This window comes from Rufibacter hautae (genome assembly GCF_008271695.1).
GTDB classification, from domain to species: Bacteria; Bacteroidota; Bacteroidia; order Cytophagales; family Hymenobacteraceae; genus Nibribacter; species Nibribacter hautae.
Map to the genome: position 1 here is coordinate 1607678 of NZ_VKKY01000001.1, position 18746 is coordinate 1626423.

Consider the following 18746-nt stretch of genomic DNA (forward strand, 5'->3'; position numbering starts at 1 on the left):
CCCGGGGCGGCTCTTCTGTTTGGCGAGGTTTCTCAGTAATGGTTCTGACCTGATTTCAGGAAAAGAGGCCAGAAACAAAGCATCCTTTCAGGATTGTCCCTACCCGATTGTCATCTTGGAAAGATCTTGTGGGCAAGCTGTAATAGCGCTCACTCAAAGCTTGTCTAGTTCGCTCGCAAGGTCCTTTCAGGATGACAAAGTAGAGAGAAAGAGACGGAAAAGAAGAGAGAAGGCTTGGCGGGGAGTTTACGCCTTTCCCGGTTAACCCATCCCTACCCCTCCCAGGAGGGGAATTCTTGTTATTCCGATTCAATCAATCAATCAATTACTTAGCGTAAGCTGGAATTGCGGGGTGGCGAAAGAGATGGCATCCCCTTCGCGTTGGCTGGTGCTTACCCATTTGCCTTGGTGGTAGATCCAGCCGTTGGGGGTGCGTTGGTCAGGGCCGTAGCATCTGATACTGGGCTCGTAGGAGATTCTGGCGGGTACTTCTTTGGCGCCGGTCTCAGGATCAACGGCCTCATAGCGGTTCTGCTTGATCACGAGCCACTCAAACGCGATGAAGAAACCCTTGGCCGGCATCTGCAGGTCGTGCTGGCTTACATCCAGGGTCACGGTTTTGATGCCTTTCGGGGCTGTACCCAGGAGAGGTGTGGAAAGCAGATCGGGGCCGGGGGCACCGCCTTCGCCTATCCGCAGGAGGCGCAGTTTAAAGGAGGCATTTTTAAGGTTACTCAGGGTCACGAGCGAAATCTGGTCCAGGAAAGGCGTGGCAGCATAGCCGGGTTTGTAAGGAATGTACTGGGCTACAATCCAGGGCGTGCCGTTGCTCCCGAAGGAATACTCCGTATTATCGTCGAGTTTGTTGATGACGAACTTGCTGCGTTTGGTGCTTTTCTTCACTGTGACCTCGTTGAGGGCCACCGCCGAAGGCACCAACGCAATGCGCAGGCTCCCGCCAGAGATGGGAAGGCGCATTCGCTCATAGCCTAAACAAGAAATGACCAAGGTTTTTCCCTGCAGCCCCACAGCGGCAAACCCGAACTCGCCCTTTTCAGAGGAAGTGGTACCCAAGTTCTCGTCCTCCACCCAGATGTTGGCGAAGGCCACCGGCTTGCCCGTGGCTCTGTCGGTGATGGTGCCTTTCACCTGGCCAAACCCGGTGCCGGCAAAAAACAAGAATACCAAGAACAGGGAGAAAACGTGTTTCATGCAGCGCGAGAATGGGATAGAAACTATTTCGGGGCTGCTTTGTAGAAAACAGCCCCGAAACGGCCATTGTTGATTGAAGAGAGTAATCTTTCTGTCAACGCCGGGCAAGGCAACTTATTTAGAAACCGGCTCTAAATTTTTCATTCCTCTTTGATGCGGTACACATCGGCGGTGACAGCATTTTTATCTGTTTTACGTTCGTCTCTGGGGCTATCGAAAACCACTAGCAAATGCTCCTCGTCATAGATGCCCAGACCTTCAGCTTTGTCCAGGCCCGTATGGGAACCGCTGCCGTGGGGCACGTCAAAGAGGTGGTCCAGTTCTTTGCGGTGCACGATCTGCTCGCCCTCTACCGATTGCACCATGGCGTTAGGCCAGCGGTACACGGCAATAGTGCCATCTAGGTCCATGGTGGGGCCCGCCAAGATATAGAGGTCATTGTCTTTCACGCGCAGTTCCCGCACGCCTTTGCCCACCATGTGCAGGAAGTGTTTTTTGTAGAGCGAGCCGTCTTTGTTGGCCTTGAGCTGCAGGGTGCCTTTCTCCTCCCCGTCTTCCAACTGAAGTTCCACCACCATTGACCAACCGCGCAACACCGGGCCGCGCAGCCCCACAAAGATGCGGTTCTCGTGTACGGCCAGGCCTTCAATGTCAAACCCGTTGTCTTTCCCCGGAATGGGCAGGAAATCTTTCAAGTGGATGTCCTCCTGGAAGGCATCCATGAGTTGGTTTCCGTGCTTGGAGCTGGCTAGTTGGGCGGCACGTAGCTTTTTGGAGGAATCCTCGGGGTCAGCGCACTTTTTGGCCAGGGTATATTCGCCGGTCTCGGGGTCATGCACCAGCGGGATGCGGGCCAGCAGGTACCGGTTGGGGTCTGAGGAGACTTTGGCCAGCCGCTTGATCTGCTTTTCCACGGAATCTTCCTTGCGTGGTTTCTTGCGCTTGAGGCTGTGCGAACCCACGAGCCAAAGGTAGCCCCCGCCTTCGCCCAGGCCTTCAATGTCAATCTCTGAGTTGGTGCCGTCGGGCAGGTCCAAGTACTGGCTCAGGTCAAAATGCACGTGCTCGCCAAAGGTCTGGTCACCGGTGAGTTTCAGGCGCTCCAGGGTGGTTTGCTCGTCGCAGCTCATCCAGAGGTAATCGCCGGTGCGAAGTACGGCGGAGAGACCGTCGCGCACGTGTTTGCCGGTGGCGGTGATGCTGTGCTCAGACTCAAAGTGCAGTTGAACGGTGAAAGCGGGGCTTTTCATGGTTGGTTTTTGGTTGGGTGAGCGCCTGTGTGACGGCAAGGGTTTTGAGGCCCTTTTCCCTGAAACAAGGCAGAAACAGAACGCGACAACCCCGGGCAGAGTTGTCGCGCTTAGGAGCAGAAGCGGAAAAAGAATTTATCCCTCGTCAGATTCAGAGGATTCTTCCAGGTTGCTATCCTCGGCGTTTTTAAAGTTGGGGAACGCTTTGTTGCCCTCTTTGATGGCTTTGTCAAGAGCCGGGTTCGCCTGCAGGCGTTGGGCCACGGCCGGGTTCAGCATCACCTCAAAGATGGTCTTGAAGTAAGGCTTGGCCTGGAACCGCTTTTCAAACGCCTCTTTCTCGGCGCCTTTTAAACCCTTGTGGTCTTGGGCCCACTTCTCCAGCTCGGGTTTGAGTTTGTGCATCTCGGCACCGGCCTCGTCTGAGGCGCTCTTGATCAGGGCGATGGTTTTCTGGTCGTTTTTCTCCAGAAAGGCCGCTTTCATCTTGGTGGCATAGGTGTTCAGGATCTTGTCCAGCTTCTGCTCGGTAGGGCTGATGCCCGCCGCCTGCGCCGTGAGCATGAACAGGGAGAAAACCATGCTTAGAAGCCCGGAGGCCATCCACTTTGTCTTTTTCATCTGGTTTGTATTTGAGAGTTGATACACTGTTTTGACCCGGCGCCTGCGGCCGCGCCTACTTTCATTTATTCTTTACGAGGCCTTCTTTTCCTCATCCGGCGAAGCCGCCTCCACCACTTTCACTTTGTCATTGGCTTGGAGACCGTCTACCACCTGGATGTTGATGCCGTCAGACAGGCCGGTTTTGACCAGTTTCTTCTTGAACTGCTGCGGCCCCGTTTCCACCTCCACAAACACGCTGTCTTTGCCTTTCTTGCCGAACTGCAGCAAGCCTTCCTTAATAGCCAGCACGTTCTGTTTCTGGTCCAGCACAATGTCGGCGTTGGCAGAATAGCCGGCCCGCAGGAAATCGCCGGGCTGCAGCATCACCTGCGCCTTCACCTGGAACTTCACGGCGCCTTCCTCCAGCACGCCTTTGGGGGCGATGTACTCCAGCTTGGCCTTGAACACTTTGTCCTCGATGGCCCCGATGGTGAGGTTCAAATCCATGCCTTCGCGCAGCTTGCCCACCTCAGACTCGTCAATCTTGCCCTCGAAGATGAGGCTTTTCATATCGGCCACGGCCGCGATGGTGGTGCCCTCGTTGAAGTTGTTGCGCTCAATCACCGAGGCCCCCACTTTCACGGGCACGTCCAGCACCATGCCGTCCACGGTGGAGATGATGATGTTGGAGCCGCCCGTACGCCGCGACGTACCCGATTTCACCAGCTGGCGGTTGTTCTCGGCCGAGGTCAGGTCTTCCCGGCGCAGCTTGTAGTCCAGCACGAACTTGTTGTATTCCTGCTCCGCAATCACTTTCTGGTCATACAGCATCTTCTGGCGGGCCAGCTCGCGTTTGGCCTGCTCAAAGGCGATGCGGGCCGTCTGTACGCCGGTCTCGGCGTTGTTCACGCTCACCATGTTGGGCACAATCCTGATCTTGGCAATGGTTTGCCCGGCCCGCACCGTCTGGCCCGCCTCTACGTACAGTTCCTCCACAATGCCGCTCACCTGCGGCTTTATCTGGATTTCCTTGCGCGGCACAATGGAGCCCGTGGCCACGGTTTTCTTCACAATGTTGGTGTAGAACGGCTTCTCGGTCTTATACACCACCGGGTCTGCGTTTGACTTCTTGTAGAAGTAATAGCCAATCCAGACGCTGCCGGCCAGAAACAAGACGATGAACAACCCTAGAAATACCTTTTTCATTTTCTTAATGTGCTAATGTGTTAATGTGCTGATGTGCTATGTCAAATCTCCGGTTTTTAAGATGCCGCAGAGGTGTTTTGGTGTCGTTTTCTAAAAATCAGGCGCTAAACAGAATCTATTCGTCTTTTAAAGCCTCTACCGGGTTCACCCGCGCCGCTTTGGTGGCGGGAATGAGGCCGGCAATTGCCCCCATCACAATCAACAGCACCACCGCCATCAGAGCCACTTGCGGATCTACCTCAGGGCTGGCGAAGAAGCCGGCATCCACCTCGAAGCGCTCCATGAGGTAACTGATCAACGCCACCAACCCGGTGCCCACAATCAAACCCGAGATACCCGCGATGCTGGTAATTACCACCGATTCCTGCAGAATCAAGCTGATCACCGACCAAGGCGTGGCGCCCAGCGCCTTCCGGATGCCGATTTCCTTTGTGCGTTCCTTCACCACGATGAGCATGATGTTGCCCACCCCAATGATGCCCGCAATAATAGTCCCGATGCTCACGATCCAACTGAACCCCGAGATACCGGCAAACAGTCCCTGCACGTCTTTGAACTCCTTCTCCACGTTCGCTGAGCCGAAAGCCTTCAAATCTGTAGGCGCCACCTGGTGACGTTGGGCCAAAAGTTTTTTCACCTTCTCCTCCACCACCTCGGCGGGTACGCCCGGCGCAGGGATGATCTTGAAGTGCCCTATGCGGTTAGGCTGGTTGAAGGTCTGCTGCAGCGTAGTGTTGGGGATGTAAATGGTCTGCGAGGCGTTGACAATGTCCTCCCCCTTGCCCACCGGCGTGAACTTGCCCACCACTTGGAAATAGCTACCCTTGATGTTGATGTATTTGCCAATAGGCTCTACGCCCTCCTTGAACAGCACCTCCTGCACGCGCGGCCCAATCACGGCTACTTTGCGTTTCTCCTCAATGTCAATGCGGTTGATGAAACGCCCGGTAGAAATGGTAAGCGGGTCCACGTACAGCATCTCTGGGTAGTCGCCGCTCACGTTGAAGGACGAGTTTTTATTCGCGTAGCTGACGGTGAACGTGCCGTCCAACCCGTTGCTGGGCGAGAGGATGCCCACCTCAGGCAGCTGCTCCTGAATGGCTTTCACGTCATCGTTGGTCAGGTGCACGAACCGGCCGGCCTTCAGCCCCATGTAAGGCACACTGGTGCGCTGCGTCCAGACGAAGACGGCGTTCTTGGCTACGTTGAAGTCTTTGGTGATGCCGTGTTCCAGCCCTTTGCCCGCGCCCAGCAAGAGCACCAGCATGAAGATGCCCCAGAACACGCCAAACGCCGTGAGCCCCGTCCGCAGCTTGTGCTTCTTGACGGTGGCGTAAATCTCAGCCCATTTGTCTACATCAATCATTTTTGGGAGTTCTGCGTCTTGAGTCTCTAGTTCTGAGTCTTTGGTATCTTTAGGCCCGTTTTCCGGAAATCAGGTGGAAAACAGCTTCTGGGTTCAAGTAGAGGCAGGCGTGGGGGCGCCCTTCTGCAACCTCTTTTTAATTCCTGATTATTCTGAGCGCAATGCTTCAATGGGTTTGATACTGGCGGCTTTCAAAGCGGGCATCAAGCCAGCCAGGGCTCCGGCCAACACCAACAGCACCGTCGCGGAAACCGCTACCCCCAGGTTCACGCCGGGGTTCGCGAAGAACGGCAAGTCGGCCCCGGATTTCTCTAGGGCGTAGCGCATCAGGTCCAGCAGACCCACACCGGCCAAAAGCCCCAGGTACCCCGAGAAAGCCGTAATCACCACTGATTCCTGCAAGATCATGCTCACGATGGACACCGGGGTAGCGCCCAGCGCCTTGCGCACGCCAATCTCGCGGGTGCGTTCCTTCACAATAATGAGCATGATGTTACTCACGCCCACAATTCCGGCAATGAGCGTTCCTATGCCCACCACCCACACAAACATGTTAATGCCGTTGAACAGCCCCATGATCTGCTCGTATTCTTTCTCGCCGTTGTTGATGTCCAAGGCCTGCACATCCTCCTGGGAGAACTTGTGCCGCTGAGCCAGCAGGGCTTTCACTTTGTCTTCAATCACTACCGCCTTTACCCCGGGCTGGGCTACCATGGCTACCAACTGCACCTGGTTGGGTTGGTTGTAGGTGGTCTGCAGCGTGGAGAAAGGAATGTAGGCCCGTTCCTCGCGGCGACCGCCGTTGTTGCCGCGCACCGTGAAGATGCCCACCACCTTGAAGTGAATGCCTTGGATGTTCACGTACTCTTCTAGACCGGTTTTGTCTTTGAACAGCACCTCGCGCACCTTCTCGCCCAGCACAATGACCTTGCGTTTTTCTTTGATGTCGTTCTCGTTGAGCAGGCGGCCTACTTTCAGGCGCTCGCCGTTAACCTCCAGAAACTCGGGCGTAGCCCCGAACACCTGGTAAGAGCCGTTCTCGGTTTTGTAGTTGATGGTGTACTCGCCCCAAAGGCGGTTTCGCGGCGAGATGATCTGCACCTGAGGCACTTCGCGCGCAATGGTGGCCAGGTCCTCATTGGTGAGTTTGATCTCCCGGCCCGGTCCCAGGCCCTGGTAAGGCATGGAAGACTTGCCGCCCGAAAAGAAGATCCCGTTCTTGGCCCCGTCCCCGAAGCGGTTGAACACGCCGTTCTGTAAACCTTGCCCAAAACCCAGCAGCATGACCAGCATGAAGATGCCCCAGAACACGCCAAAGGCCGTGAGGAAGGTACGGAGCCGGTTTTTCCGGATGGTGCCCAGAATCTCCTGCCATTTGTCAACATCAAACATGCGCTGCGGGGTTAAGCTTGGGTATAGGCCACGGGCGTCAGGAATTCCTCGGTTCTGTTTCCCAGACCATCGTCGAGGATGAGGCCGTCTTTCAGGCGTATCACGCGTTCGGTCTGGTCTGCGATGTCGTTCTCGTGGGTCACAATCACCACCGTGATGCCTTGTTTGTGCACCTCCTTGAAGATCTCCATCACCTCGTAGGACGTGTTGGTGTCCAGGGCGCCGGTAGGTTCATCGGCGAGGATCAACTTGGGTTGGCTGATGAGCGCCCGGGCGATGGCCACGCGCTGCCGCTGCCCCCCAGACATCTCGTTGGGCGAGTGCTCGGCCCACTCTTTCAGGCCCACGCGGTCTAGGTACTCCAGAGCCAGTTTGTTGCGCTCCTTGCGGCCCACTTTCTGGTAATAGAGCGGCAAGGCCACGTTCTCCATGGCGTTTTTGAAAGATAGCAGGTTAAAACTCTGGAAAACGAAGCCCAGGAACTTGTTTCTATAATAGGCGGCTTTGGCTTGGGAAAGGTTCTTGATGGGCGTACCCGCCAGCGTGTAATCGCCGGTGTCAAAATCGTCCAGAATGCCCAGGATGTTGAGCAGGGTGGATTTGCCAGACCCCGAGGAACCCATGATGGAGACCAGTTCCCCTTCCCGCACGTGCAGATCAATGCCCTTCAGCACATGGAGCTTGTTCTGCGCCATGGCGTAGTATTTATGGATGTTCTGGAGCTGTATCATGGTCAACGCTGGTGAAATGCCCTAAACAAATGCCTTCTGCCGGAAAGCGTCACCTGTATAGATGCAGGTTTACCGGCGGTGGTTGCCTGCACAAAAAATTTGCTGTTTTGGGCCCGATTTTCTTAAAACCTGCCCAAAACAGCCTCTGTGAAAGCGACTTACCTTATTTGTAGCAATCACCAATTATTTATTACAACTCTTTCAAGACAATTATAGAGCGTTTCTCCCCTATGCTGCGGCGGTAAATTGTTTTAGGGCCTATTTTTTAAAAACAGCTTTGAAATAGGCTATCGGCTACACAGCCATTAGGCCCAACAAAAAAGCCGCTCCTGTTTAGGAGCGGCTTCTCTGAAAATGGGCAGGAAACAGGTTATTTCGCCAACGTGATTTTGCGTTCAACCGTGTTGAAAGGACCCGGAATCATCTTGCCTGCGTTGTCAATCAGCTCTAGTTTGAAGGTGTTCTCGCCCATCGGCAGGCCTTCTACCAAATACGGCAGCCACTGGTCTAAGATGAACTCGTTGCCGTTGATGGTGGCGCGCACTTTATTTCCATCTTTGGCTAGTTCCGTATTCACCAGGTAGAAGTCCAGCATCACCTTGCGGGTATCGGCGCCTTTGTACTCGCCTTTGGGGCGGCTGTAGAACAGGTGCTGGCCACTCTCATCGAACTTGGCGGCGCTGGCTGGGGCGTTGCCCACGTTGATCACGCGCAGGTCATAGGCATCATCGTGCTTGATGCTCTCATGGTAAGACCGCGAAAGGAACGACAACACCACGTGCTGGCCTGGCTTGATGGCCTTCTTGAACGTTGGCTTATAATGCGCGGTATAAGGCTCGTTGTCCACGATGTTGTGGATGTGCTGGCCTTCTTTGGAGTTGGCGTGCTCGTGGGTACCGGCATCGGTGGTCTGCTGGCTCAGCTGGAAGTTCTTCACTTCGTAGTTGAACTGCACTGAGTCGCCGGTCACCTTGCCGTTTTTCTCGGGTTGGTTCAGGTCCAGGTCCGCATCTGGGAAATCAACGGAGTTGCTGTAAGAATACACTTTCAGGCCGCCTTTTTCCATGGGCGTGCCCATAGCGCCTTGGTGCTGTACGCCGGCAGTGTCATGCGCCATTGCCGTAGTGTCTGAGACAGTGGTTTCAGTGGTTTCAACAGCCCGTTTTCCGTCACAGGCAGAAGCCAGGAGCGTTACGGCTACTGCCATAAAAGATAGATGTTTCTTTTTCATAGTTAGGTTTTCGTATAAATACGCAGAATGTTTCAAAGATAGAAATTTCGTAACTTGCGGCATATTTTAAAAGACATTCAAAAACACGTCAGGACAGGTTTATGAACGATAAATTATTAGAGGAAATCCCATCGGTGGACCTCGCCGATTTCACTTCCGGCGATCCGGCCCGCAAAGCTGCTTTCGTACAGGCCATGGGCGATGCGCACCAGAACATCGGCTTTGCCGCCTTGAAAAACCATGGGCTGAGCGATGAGTTGACAGATCGTTTATACGCGGCCATCAAGAAGTTCTTCGCCCTGCCCGATGACGTGAAACAGAAATACGAAATCCCGGGTCTGGCCGGCCAGCGCGGCTACGTAGGCAAAGGCAAGGAGCACGCCAAAGGCCGCAACACCGGCGACCTGAAGGAGTTCTACCACGTGGGCCAGGAAGTAACCGATAACGACCCGATCAAAGAAGAATACCCAGATAACGTGTGGCCTGCAGAGGTGACCGAGTTCCAGGAGGTGGCCCTGGAGGCGTACAGCCGCCTGGAGGCCGCCGGCAAGCAGGTTCTGCGCGCGTTGGCTCTATATTTAGGTCTTTCTGAAGACTATTTTGAGGCCAAAGTACACAACGGAAACAGCATCCTGCGCGCTATCCACTACTTCCCCATCGAGAACCCGGATGCCGTTCCTGCCGATGCCGTTCGCGCCGCCGAGCACGGGGATATCAACCTGATCACCCTGTTGATGGGCGCCTCCGCCGATGGCCTGCAAGTGCTGCGCCGCGACGGAAAATGGATCCCGATCACAGCCTTGCCAGAGCAGATTATCGTGAACGTGGGCGACATGCTCTCGCGCCACACCAACAACAAACTGAAGTCCACTATCCACCGTGTAGTGAACCCGCCACGCGAGCTGATGCACACTTCCCGCTTCTCCATTCCGTTCTTCATGCACCCACGTTCTGAGATGGACCTGACCTGTCTGGAGGGCTGCATTGACGAGCAAAACCCGAAACAATTCCCAGACATCACCGCCGGTGACTTCCTCAACGAGCGTCTGGTGGAGTTAGGGCTTAAGAAATAAGTTCTTCTTTTTGACTTTTGGAAGGAGCCTTTAGGGGCTCCTTTCGCATTTTAAGTCTATTTTTATAAAACAGGCCTAAGAGCACACTTAAAATTTGCCTATGGTGCTACAAAGGGCCATAGCAAGAACCGGCGTTCGCACTTTTATCACCTTCGTAGCGCTGCTACGAGGCTCAAAAACTGATTTCGCAGAACCTTACTCTTGCCCTTTTCGCTTACCAATTCAACCTTTAAGAATGCTCTGAAACGCTTCCAACCCTACCAGCTATTGCGCCCTCGTAATTACATTTTCCTGAAGGATGTGGCTTCGCTCTCGCTCACGGCGTTTGGCGGGCCTCAGGCGCATATTGCCATGATGCTGCGCCTGCTGGTGGAAAAACGGCGCTACATCTCCGAGAAAGAACTGCTGGAACTCAATGCCCTGTGCCAGATTCTGCCCGGCCCCTCCTCTACCCAGACCATTACAGCCATTGGGTTCAAAGTAGGCGGACCTAACCTTGCTTACCTTACGCTCCTCGTCTGGATTGCCCCCGCTGCCATCATCATGATTGCCGCGGCCCTCATCATCTCTTTTCTGGAAGGCAAAGGCGCGCCTTTAGGCTTCACAAGATTCATCCAGCCCATGGCCGTGGGGTTCGTGGCTTTCGCCGCCTGGCGGATCAGCTCAAAAGTGGTCTACACCAAAGGCGGTATCGTGATCATGGTGTTCTCCGCTATCCTAGCCTTCTTTTTCCGGTCGCCCTGGGTGTTTCCGGTGCTGTTGCTGATAGGTGGAAGTCTAACGGCACTCAGGTTCCAGAAGCAGCCCGTATTGGAGAAGAAACCGATGAAGGTGGAGTGGGCTAATTTCCTGCTGTTTATCGGGGTTCTCATTGCGGCGGCTTTGTTGGGGCGGTTCACGCAACTTCGGGCGGTGCTGCTTTTTGAGAACTTCTACCGAAACGGCAGCCTTATCTTTGGGGGGGGCCAAGTACTGATTCCTGTGATGTACACCGAGTTTGTGGAGTTTAAGGGCTATCTCAACTCCAAGGAGTTTTTGTCTGGGTTCGCGCTGGTGCAGGCCTTACCGGGTCCGGTTTTCTCTTTCTGTTCATATATCGGTACGCTGGCAATGCGCCCTTACGGTTGGGGCGGACAGATTCTGGGCGGCGTGGTATGTACCATCGCTATTTTCCTGCCAGGCACTTTTCTGATCTTCTTTGTGATTCGCTTCTGGGAAGAGCTCCGGAAGTACAGAGTCATTCAAGCTTCATTAGAAGGCATCAATGCCGTGGGTTGCGGAATGGTGTGCGCCGCCGCCATTATGCTGTACCATCCCATTGAGAATACCCCTTACAACTTCGGGTTGGTGGTGCTCACCTTTGCGCTGCTGCAATGGACGAAGATTCCGGCGCCCGCGCTTATCTTAGCTGGTTTGGTGATTGGCTTGATCTTCCCGGGGTAGGAGTGCTTTCGGCCCGTTTCTCAGAAAACAATCTTAAAACAAAAAGCCCTGTAAAGATAAAATCCTCACAGGGCTTTCTGTCTATCTATACAGCCTTTACAAGCTGTTCTGTTCTCTCAAGACACTCAGCAGGTAATCGCCGTAACCGCTTTTGCGCAGGGGCTCGGCTACGCGCTGTAATTGCTCGGCATTGATGAAGCCCATGCGGTAGGCCACCTCCTCAATAGACCCGATCTTCAGGCCCTGGCGCTCTTCAATTACCTGCACAAACGTAGCAGCTTGCATCAACGACTGGATGGTACCAGTATCTAACCAAGCGGTACCGCGGTCCAAAATACCAACTTTCAGTTTGCCTTGGCGGAGGTACTCTTTGTTCACATCGGTGATTTCGTACTCTCCGCGCGGGCTGGGCTCAAGATTTTTGGCGATCTCTACTACGTCGTTGTCATAGAAGTAAAGACCGGGCACCGCGTAGCTTGATTTCGGCTGCTTCGGTTTCTCTTCAATAGAGACGGCATTCATGTTCCCGTCAAACTCTACCACGCCGTAACGTTCCGGGTCTTGCACGTGGTAGGCATACACCACGCCGCCATCCGGGTCATTGTTAGCCTGCAGCAGTTTGCTCATGCCGGAGCCGTAGAAGATGTTATCTCCTAAAATCAAAGCGGCTTTGTCATTCCCGATGAAGTCGGCGCCTAACACGAAGGCTTGGGCGAGTCCGTTGGGAACTTCCTGTACCTGGTAGCTGAAATTGCACCCAATCTGGCTGCCATCGCCCAGCAGACGCTCAAACATAGGCAGGTCGTGCGGGGTGGAGATGATCAGGATGTCTCTGATACCGGCCAACATGAGCGTGGACAGCGGGTAATAGATCATGGGTTTGTCATACACGGGCATCAGTTGCTTGCTAACAGCGAGCGTGAGCGGGTGTAATCTTGTTCCTGAGCCTCCGGCTAAGACGATTCCTTTCATGGTCTTATTTCTGGTTGTAGATGAAATCTTGGTTATCGCGGAACCAGGCCAACGTCCTCTGCAGACCTTCCTGAATTCTGATTTGCGGATTGTAGCCCAACAGACGCTGCGCTTTAGAGATATCGGCTAAGCTGTCTCTAATGTCACCGGCACGCTCTGGGCCATATTCCGCCTGCACGTCCACGCCGGCTTCTGCTTTCAAGATATTGAACAGGTCGTTCAAAGAGGTCCTATCGCCTACCGCGATGTTGTACACCTGGTTGATCGCTTCTGGGTTCTCCACCAAGGCGGCACGGATGTTCGCCTCCACGCAGTTCTCCACGAAGGTGAAGTCACGAGTTTGCCCGCCGTCGCCGTTCATTCTTGGTCCGCGGTTGTTCAGCACCGCGTCGATGAACAACGGAATTACCGCTGCATAGGCGCCATTCGGATCTTGGCGGGGTCCGAAGATATTAAAGTACCGCAGCCCGATGATTTCCATGCCGTAGGTTTTCCCGAACACATCGGCATACAACTCATTGGCGTATTTGGTCACCGCATAAGGAGACAACGGCTTCCCGATCTTGTCTTCTACCTTGGGCAGCGACTTGCTGTCACCGTAGGTTGAGGAAGAGGCAGCATAGACAAAGCGCTTCACGTTCTGCTCTTTGGCAGCCATGAGCATGTTCACGAAACCGCCCACATTCACCTCGTTAGACGTCACCGGATCTTTCACGCTTCTCGGAACTGAGCCCAAAGCGGCCTGGTGCAACACCACGTCCATTCCCTCGCAGGCTTTCATGCAGGTATCCAGATTCCGGATGTCACCTTCCAATACTTCCAGTCTGTCATTGTCTTGGAAAGCCCTCAGGTTTTTGTGGAATCCGTTGGAATAATCATCCAGAACCCGCACTTTCTTGGCATTGTACTTTAATAGGTATTCTACTAGGTTAGAGCCAATAAATCCGGCGCCGCCAGTCACTAAAAAAGAGGTTTGCTCTAAAGAGCCGTTATGAAAAGGATGCTCGTACACAGGGGAATTGAATAAGGAATTAAAAAATTAAAATACGTTTGAGAGTTACTTCAAGAAAACTGGCTTAAAAACACAGTTCCTTTTTCACCCAATTTGATTCTTTTGAATATGGTGTAATCCCATTTATAAGGAATCTTTATTCTGCTTTGTAGCCAGTTTAAACAAAGATGCGTTTACAGGCTGTTTCCATGAAAACAGCCTGTAAACGCATCTTAACTTTGATTCAGCAATTTAGCGGGCATACTGCTCATTGTAGTACTCCTGGTAGCTACCAGAGGTCACATTCTGCAACCACTCCTCGTTTTGCAGGTACCAATCTACCGTTTTCTCCAGACCTTCCTCGAAAGTAACCGATGGTTTCCAGCCCAGCTCGTTCATGATTTTGGAAGAGTCAATGGCATAGCGTAAATCGTGGCCGGCTCTGTCGGTAACAAAGGTGATGAGTTTACGGGAGGTGCCCGGCTCACGGTCCAGTTTCTGGTCCATGATGTCGCAGAGCAGGTGAATAAGGTCTATGTTGCGCCACTCGTTCACGCCGCCGATGTTGTAAGTATCGCCTTCTTTGCCTTTGTGGAACACATCGTCGATGGCACGGGCGTGGTCTATCACGTACAACCAGTCGCGGATGTTCTCGCCTTTGCCGTATACTGGCACCGGTTTGTTGTTCTTAATGTTGTTCAACGCCAACGGAATCAGCTTCTCCGGAAAGTGATTGGGTCCGTAGTTATTAGAGCAGTTTGACACTTTCACCGGTAACCCATACGTGTGGTAATACGCCCGCACGAAATGGTCTGAACTGGCTTTAGAGGCGGAGTAAGGAGACCGAGGATCATATTTGGTTTCCTCGGTGAACATGCCTTCCTCGCCCAATGAACCGTACACCTCGTCAGTAGAGATGTGGTAGAACACTTTGTCGGTGAAATCAGATTTCCAGAGTTCTTTTGCGGCGTGCAACAGATTACAGGTTCCGTTTACGTTCGTGCGCACAAACGCCATGGGATCAGTAATGGAACGATCCACGTGCGACTCGGCGGCCAGGTGCATCACAGCATCAAACTGATGCTCTTGAAACAACCCGTTGATGTATTCCTGATCGGTGATGTCGCCTTTGATGAAGGTGTAGTTAGGAGCATCTTCAATGTCCGTCAGGTTTTGAAGATTGCCCGCATAGGTAAGCTTATCCAGGTTGAAGATTTGATAGTTTGGATACTTGGTTACAAATAACCGCACCACATGGGAACCGATGAAACCAGCGCCTCCAGTAATTAATATTTTCATCCTATTAGATATTAACTTCTATTTCTTCGTCAATTGCTGCTGCCACGCCCAGGAACTGCCTAAGCTGTCTTCCAGAGACAAGGAGGTTTTAAACCCGAGTTCCTGGGTGGCTTTGGTCACATCAGCGTAGATGGCCGGCACGTCACCGGCGCGACGAGGACCAATTTTGTAGTTAAATTTCTGCCCGGTAGCCTTTTCAAAAGCCTTGATCACTTCCAACACGCTGCTGCCTTGCCCGGTACCGATGTTGAACACCTCGTAAGGCACGGCCTCTGGTTTCGCCAAGCGTTTGATGGCGGCTACGTGTGCTTTCGCCAAGTCCACTACGTGCACGTAATCCCGGATATTACTCCCATCCGGAGTGTCGTAGTCGGTACCGAACACGGTTAGACTCTCCCGGATGCCCGCGGCAGTTTGGGTGATGAAAGGCACTAAGTTACTTGGGACACCTAAGGGCAACTCTCCAATCAGGGCTGACTCATGCGCTCCCACTGGATTAAAGTACCGCAGAGCGATAGACTTCACAGAATAGCTTCCACTGTTGGCCACATCCTGCAAGATCTCCTCGTCGATCTTCTTGGTATTACCGTAAGGCGAGTTGGCTTTCTGCGTAGGGGTTTCCTCTGTTACCGGAAGTTGCTCCGGAATACCGTACACTGTGCAGGAAGAGGAGAACACCAATTGGGTTACCTTGTTGGCTTCCATCACCTGCAACAAGGTCACCAACCCGGCTACGTTGTTGTGGTAGTACTTTAACGGTTCCTTCACCGATTCTCCTACTGCTTTGTAGGCCGCGAAGTGGATCACGCCAGTGATGTCACCTTCTTTTGAGAAAACCTCCTGTAACGCAGCGGCATCAGTACAATCTACTTTATAGGAAGTTACCTCTTTGCCAATAATTTGGGAAAGGCCCTGTAATACCCGCTCTTCTGAGTTGCTGAAATTATCAACGATAATGGGGGTATAGCCTGCTGCGGCCAGTTCTACCACGGTGTGGGAGCCGATATAGCCTGCTCCGCCGGTTACAAGAATTTTACTCATAGTATGTGTTTATAAGCTCCAGTAAGGCAATGTATTGATTTTTCCCCGATAAATACCTTTCAAGTCAATCACGATAGGACTATCAGCGGAGATACTCTGGAAATAGCTCTCATCAAAACCTAAGTAATCCTTATGGTTCACAGCCACTACTACGGCGTCATAGTCGTTGCTTGGGTTTTCGGTCAGGGCAAAGCCGTACTCGTGCTCCAGTTCCTGTGAAGAGGCATAGGGGTCCACCACGTCTACCTGCACTCCGAAGCTCTTCAGCTCGTTGATCACGTCAGCCACCTTAGAGTTACGGATGTCTTCCACGTTTTCTTTGAAGGTAGCACCCATCACCAAAACCTTGGCTTTGGAGATGGCTTTTCCTTCTTTAATCATCATCTTGATGGCTTTGCTGGCCACATAAGCGCCCATACCGTCATTGATGGTACGGCCGCTGAGGATGATTTTGGAATCGTAGCCTAATGCTTTCGCTTTGTAGGTCAAATAGTAAGGGTCCACGCCAATGCAGTGACCGCCTACCAGACCAGGGAAGAACTTCAGGAAGTTCCACTTGGTGCCGGAAGCCTCCAACACTTCGTAGGTATTGATGTTCATCCGGTCGAAGATGATAGACAGCTCGTTCATCAAGGCGATGTTCACGTCACGCTGGGTATTTTCAATGATCTTGGCAGCCTCGGCAACCTTGATGGATGAGGCGCGGTGCACACCCGCCTGAATCACTAATTCGTACACTTTCGCGATGATATCCAAGGACTCTTCATCACAACCAGAAACCACTTTCACGATCTTGGTCAACGTGTGCTCTTTGTCGCCCGGGTTGATGCGCTCTGGGGAGTAACCAACTTTGAAATCAGTCGTGAACTTAAGGCCAGACTCGCGTTCCAAGATTGGAATACAGTCTTCCTCGGTACAGCCTGGGTATACGGTAGATTCATACACCACGTAATCGCCTTCTTTCAGGACCTTGCCCACGGTGGTGGAGGCTCCCAGCAAAGGCTTCAGGTCTGGAAGAGCGTAAGCATCAATAGGGGTAGGAACCGCTACAATAAAGAAACGGGCCTCTCTAAGTACTTCCAAGTCGTTGGTGAAGGTGATGTCACACCCTTCAAACGCAGAAGCCTCCAGCTCACCGCTAGGGTCCACGTTGTTTTTCATCAACTCTACCCGCTGAGCATTGATGTCAAACCCGATAACACTGATTTGTTTGGCGAACTCCAGGGCAATGGGAAGTCCTACATATCCTAATCCGATCACAGCCAATTTGGCTTCTTTGTTGAGGAGTTGCTGGTACACAGTTAATCTATTTGAATGGATGATTTAGTTACTACGTTATTTTCTAATTTGTATTTCTCGCCTGTTTCTGGGCAAAGGGCTTCATTCTGGTCATTGAACACCAGTTTGTGTCCGGCTTCGCTGACCCAACCGTGCTGTTTGGAGGGGTTTCCGTAGACCAGCGCATAAGGGAGCACATCCTTGGTCACAACGGCTCCGGCACCAATAAGGGCGTAGGCTCCAATGGTATGGCCGCACACCACAGTGGCATTGGCCCCGATGCTAGCGCCTTTCTGCACCAACGTTTTTAGGTACTCTCCCCGCCGGTTGATTGCGCTTCTGGGATTTAGCACGTTGGTGAACACCATAGAAGGTCCTAGGAAGACATCATCTTCGCACACCACTCCGGTGTAAACTGATACATTGTTTTGGATTTTGACATTCTCCCCCAAGATGACACCTGGGGAGATCACTACGTTTTGCCCAATATTGCAACGCTTCCCAATGACACAATCAGACATAATATGTGAGAAGTGCCAAATCTTGGTTCCCTCCCCAATGGTACAACCTTCGTCAATGACAGCGGTTTCATGGGCAGTGTACGCGGAAGCAGGTTGGTTCATGGGTACTGGGCTTTTTCAAAGAGCCGTGCTCTTTACGGATAACCTTCTTATTTGGATATCATTTTTTGCAGCCGCAAAGGTAGGGGTTTTTATAATAATTCCCTGTAACATGGTTATATTCATCACGCTTCTTATAGAAAATCATTTCCATACGGCCCCAGACACCCGGTCTTTTCCCCGCAGATCCTTGTAAACCCTGATTTCCTGATACCCCATTTCTCTCAGCATCTCAACTGTTTCTTCAGCAAAGCGCTCGTTTATCTCAAAGAACAGTTTCCCTCCTTTCTTCAGCAACTGCTGCGCCACCACCGCAATGCGACGGTAAAAAAGCAGGGGATCTTCATTAGGGACGAACAGCGCCAAGTGCGGTTCAAACGCCAGCACGTTCTGCCGCATCTGCTCTTTTTCCTCCTCCAGCACGTACGGCGGATTACTTATCACGGCATCCAAACTGTTCGGCGCTAGCGCGGGCATTTCCACCAGAATGTCTTGTTGCAGCCAGGTTACAGATTGCACCAGCTTTTCTGCGTTCGCCTTTGATACCTTCAATGCCGCTGAGGAGACATCCAGTCCCCACACTTGGGCACGAGGCAGTTCAGCAGCCAGGGTAATGGGAATACAACCACTGCCAGTTCCTATGTCCAACAGTTTAACTTCTGAATGATGCTGGTAGGTTTTGATGACCCGCTGTACTAATTCTTCTGTTTCGGGCCTGGGGATGAGCACTGCCGGGGTAACCATGAACTCACGTCCGTAGAACGAGGCCTCGCCTAACACATATTGCAGGGGCTCATGCCGCAAAAGCCGTTCCAGATAGCCCTGCACTTGTTTTTGCACCTCCTCGGGAGCCTCTTCTTTCCGGCGGCGCAGCAACTCAAACCTGCCTACGCCCAGCGCATGCTGCAGGGTCCACTCGGCCATTGTGCGGGCCTCCGGGGCTTCGTAGAGCGTTTCCAGTTGGTGAGCCAGGTGCTCTAAAATAGCTTCAAGGGTCTGCATAAAGGTCAGTTTTGGGCAATTTCTGAAAAAACGCCC

General features: G+C 52.8%; 17 protein-coding genes. 2 read left to right on the forward strand and 15 right to left on the reverse strand.

The genetic code is table 11. The annotated features are described in order from the left end of the window. Positions 1-321 precede the first annotated feature (321 nt). From FOA19_RS06130 to FOA19_RS06165, 8 genes are all read right to left on the reverse strand, one after another. Positions 322-1212: a carboxypeptidase-like regulatory domain-containing protein gene (locus tag FOA19_RS06130; RefSeq protein WP_149089872.1), complete on the reverse strand. Its 891-nt coding sequence runs from the start codon at positions 1210-1212 to the stop codon at positions 322-324. A gap of 140 nt (positions 1213-1352) precedes the next feature. Then, complete coding sequence (locus FOA19_RS06135; protein WP_149089873.1) at positions 1353-2462, reverse strand: DUF3616 domain-containing protein; 1110 nt, start codon at positions 2460-2462, stop codon at positions 1353-1355. A 135-nt stretch (positions 2463-2597) separates the two neighbouring features. Beyond that, positions 2598-3083, reverse strand: coding sequence for a hypothetical protein (locus FOA19_RS06140; protein WP_149089874.1), 486 nt, complete (start codon positions 3081-3083; stop codon positions 2598-2600). A 72-nt stretch (positions 3084-3155) separates the two neighbouring features. Then, on the reverse strand, positions 3156-4271 hold the full coding sequence (locus FOA19_RS06145) for an efflux RND transporter periplasmic adaptor subunit (RefSeq protein WP_149089875.1): 1116 nt from the start codon (positions 4269-4271) through the stop codon (positions 3156-3158). A gap of 115 nt (positions 4272-4386) precedes the next feature. Further along, complete coding sequence (locus FOA19_RS06150) at positions 4387-5637, reverse strand: ABC transporter permease (RefSeq protein ID WP_149089876.1); 1251 nt, start codon at positions 5635-5637, stop codon at positions 4387-4389. A 147-nt stretch (positions 5638-5784) separates the two neighbouring features. After that, positions 5785-7029 (reverse strand): ABC transporter permease, encoded by a 1245-nt coding sequence (locus FOA19_RS06155; RefSeq protein WP_149089877.1) that lies wholly within the window; start codon positions 7027-7029, stop codon positions 5785-5787. Between the two features lie 11 nt (positions 7030-7040). After that, the gene (locus FOA19_RS06160) at positions 7041-7760 is read right to left on the reverse strand and encodes an ABC transporter ATP-binding protein (RefSeq protein ID WP_149089878.1); all 720 of its coding nucleotides are present in this window, start codon (positions 7758-7760) and stop codon (positions 7041-7043) included. A 370-nt stretch (positions 7761-8130) separates the two neighbouring features. Next, positions 8131-8967: a hypothetical protein gene (locus tag FOA19_RS06165; RefSeq protein ID WP_223808757.1), complete on the reverse strand. Its 837-nt coding sequence runs from the start codon at positions 8965-8967 to the stop codon at positions 8131-8133. A 125-nt stretch (positions 8968-9092) separates the two neighbouring features. Here FOA19_RS06165 and FOA19_RS06170 point away from each other — a divergent pair, with 125 nt between their 5' ends. Together FOA19_RS06170 and chrA are read left to right on the forward strand one after the other, a co-directional pair. Continuing rightward, positions 9093-10064, forward strand: coding sequence for an isopenicillin N synthase family dioxygenase (locus FOA19_RS06170; protein ID WP_149089880.1), 972 nt, complete (start codon positions 9093-9095; stop codon positions 10062-10064). A gap of 267 nt (positions 10065-10331) precedes the next feature. After that, positions 10332-11507, forward strand: coding sequence for a chromate efflux transporter (gene chrA / locus FOA19_RS06175; protein WP_149089881.1), 1176 nt, complete (start codon positions 10332-10334; stop codon positions 11505-11507). A gap of 96 nt (positions 11508-11603) precedes the next feature. On the opposite strand, the gene rfbA is transcribed toward chrA, so the two are convergent. The 7 genes from rfbA to prmC form a co-directional block, all read right to left on the reverse strand. Next, complete coding sequence (gene rfbA / locus FOA19_RS06180; RefSeq protein ID WP_149089882.1) at positions 11604-12479, reverse strand: glucose-1-phosphate thymidylyltransferase RfbA; 876 nt, start codon at positions 12477-12479, stop codon at positions 11604-11606. Positions 12480-12483: 4 nt separating this feature from the next. Further along, positions 12484-13491, reverse strand: coding sequence for an SDR family oxidoreductase (locus tag FOA19_RS06185; RefSeq protein WP_149089883.1), 1008 nt, complete (start codon positions 13489-13491; stop codon positions 12484-12486). Positions 13492-13722: 231 nt separating this feature from the next. After that, positions 13723-14769, reverse strand: a complete 1047-nt coding sequence (rfbB, locus tag FOA19_RS06190) for a dTDP-glucose 4,6-dehydratase (RefSeq protein WP_149089884.1) — start codon at positions 14767-14769, stop codon at positions 13723-13725. Between the two features lie 18 nt (positions 14770-14787). After that, a complete protein-coding gene (gene galE, locus FOA19_RS06195; protein WP_149089885.1) occupies positions 14788-15810 on the reverse strand; it encodes a UDP-glucose 4-epimerase GalE in 1023 nt (340 codons plus the stop codon). Positions 15811-15819: 9 nt separating this feature from the next. Then, positions 15820-17109 carry a nucleotide sugar dehydrogenase gene (locus tag FOA19_RS06200; RefSeq protein WP_149089886.1) on the reverse strand — a complete coding sequence of 430 codons (1290 nt, stop codon included), beginning with the start codon at positions 17107-17109 and terminating at the stop codon, positions 15820-15822. Between the two features lie 2 nt (positions 17110-17111). Next, positions 17112-17711, reverse strand: coding sequence for an acyltransferase (locus FOA19_RS06205; protein WP_149089887.1), 600 nt, complete (start codon positions 17709-17711; stop codon positions 17112-17114). A 141-nt stretch (positions 17712-17852) separates the two neighbouring features. Beyond that, positions 17853-18710 (reverse strand): peptide chain release factor N(5)-glutamine methyltransferase, encoded by an 858-nt coding sequence (gene prmC / locus FOA19_RS06210; RefSeq protein WP_149089888.1) that lies wholly within the window; start codon positions 18708-18710, stop codon positions 17853-17855. Positions 18711-18746 lie beyond the last annotated feature (36 nt).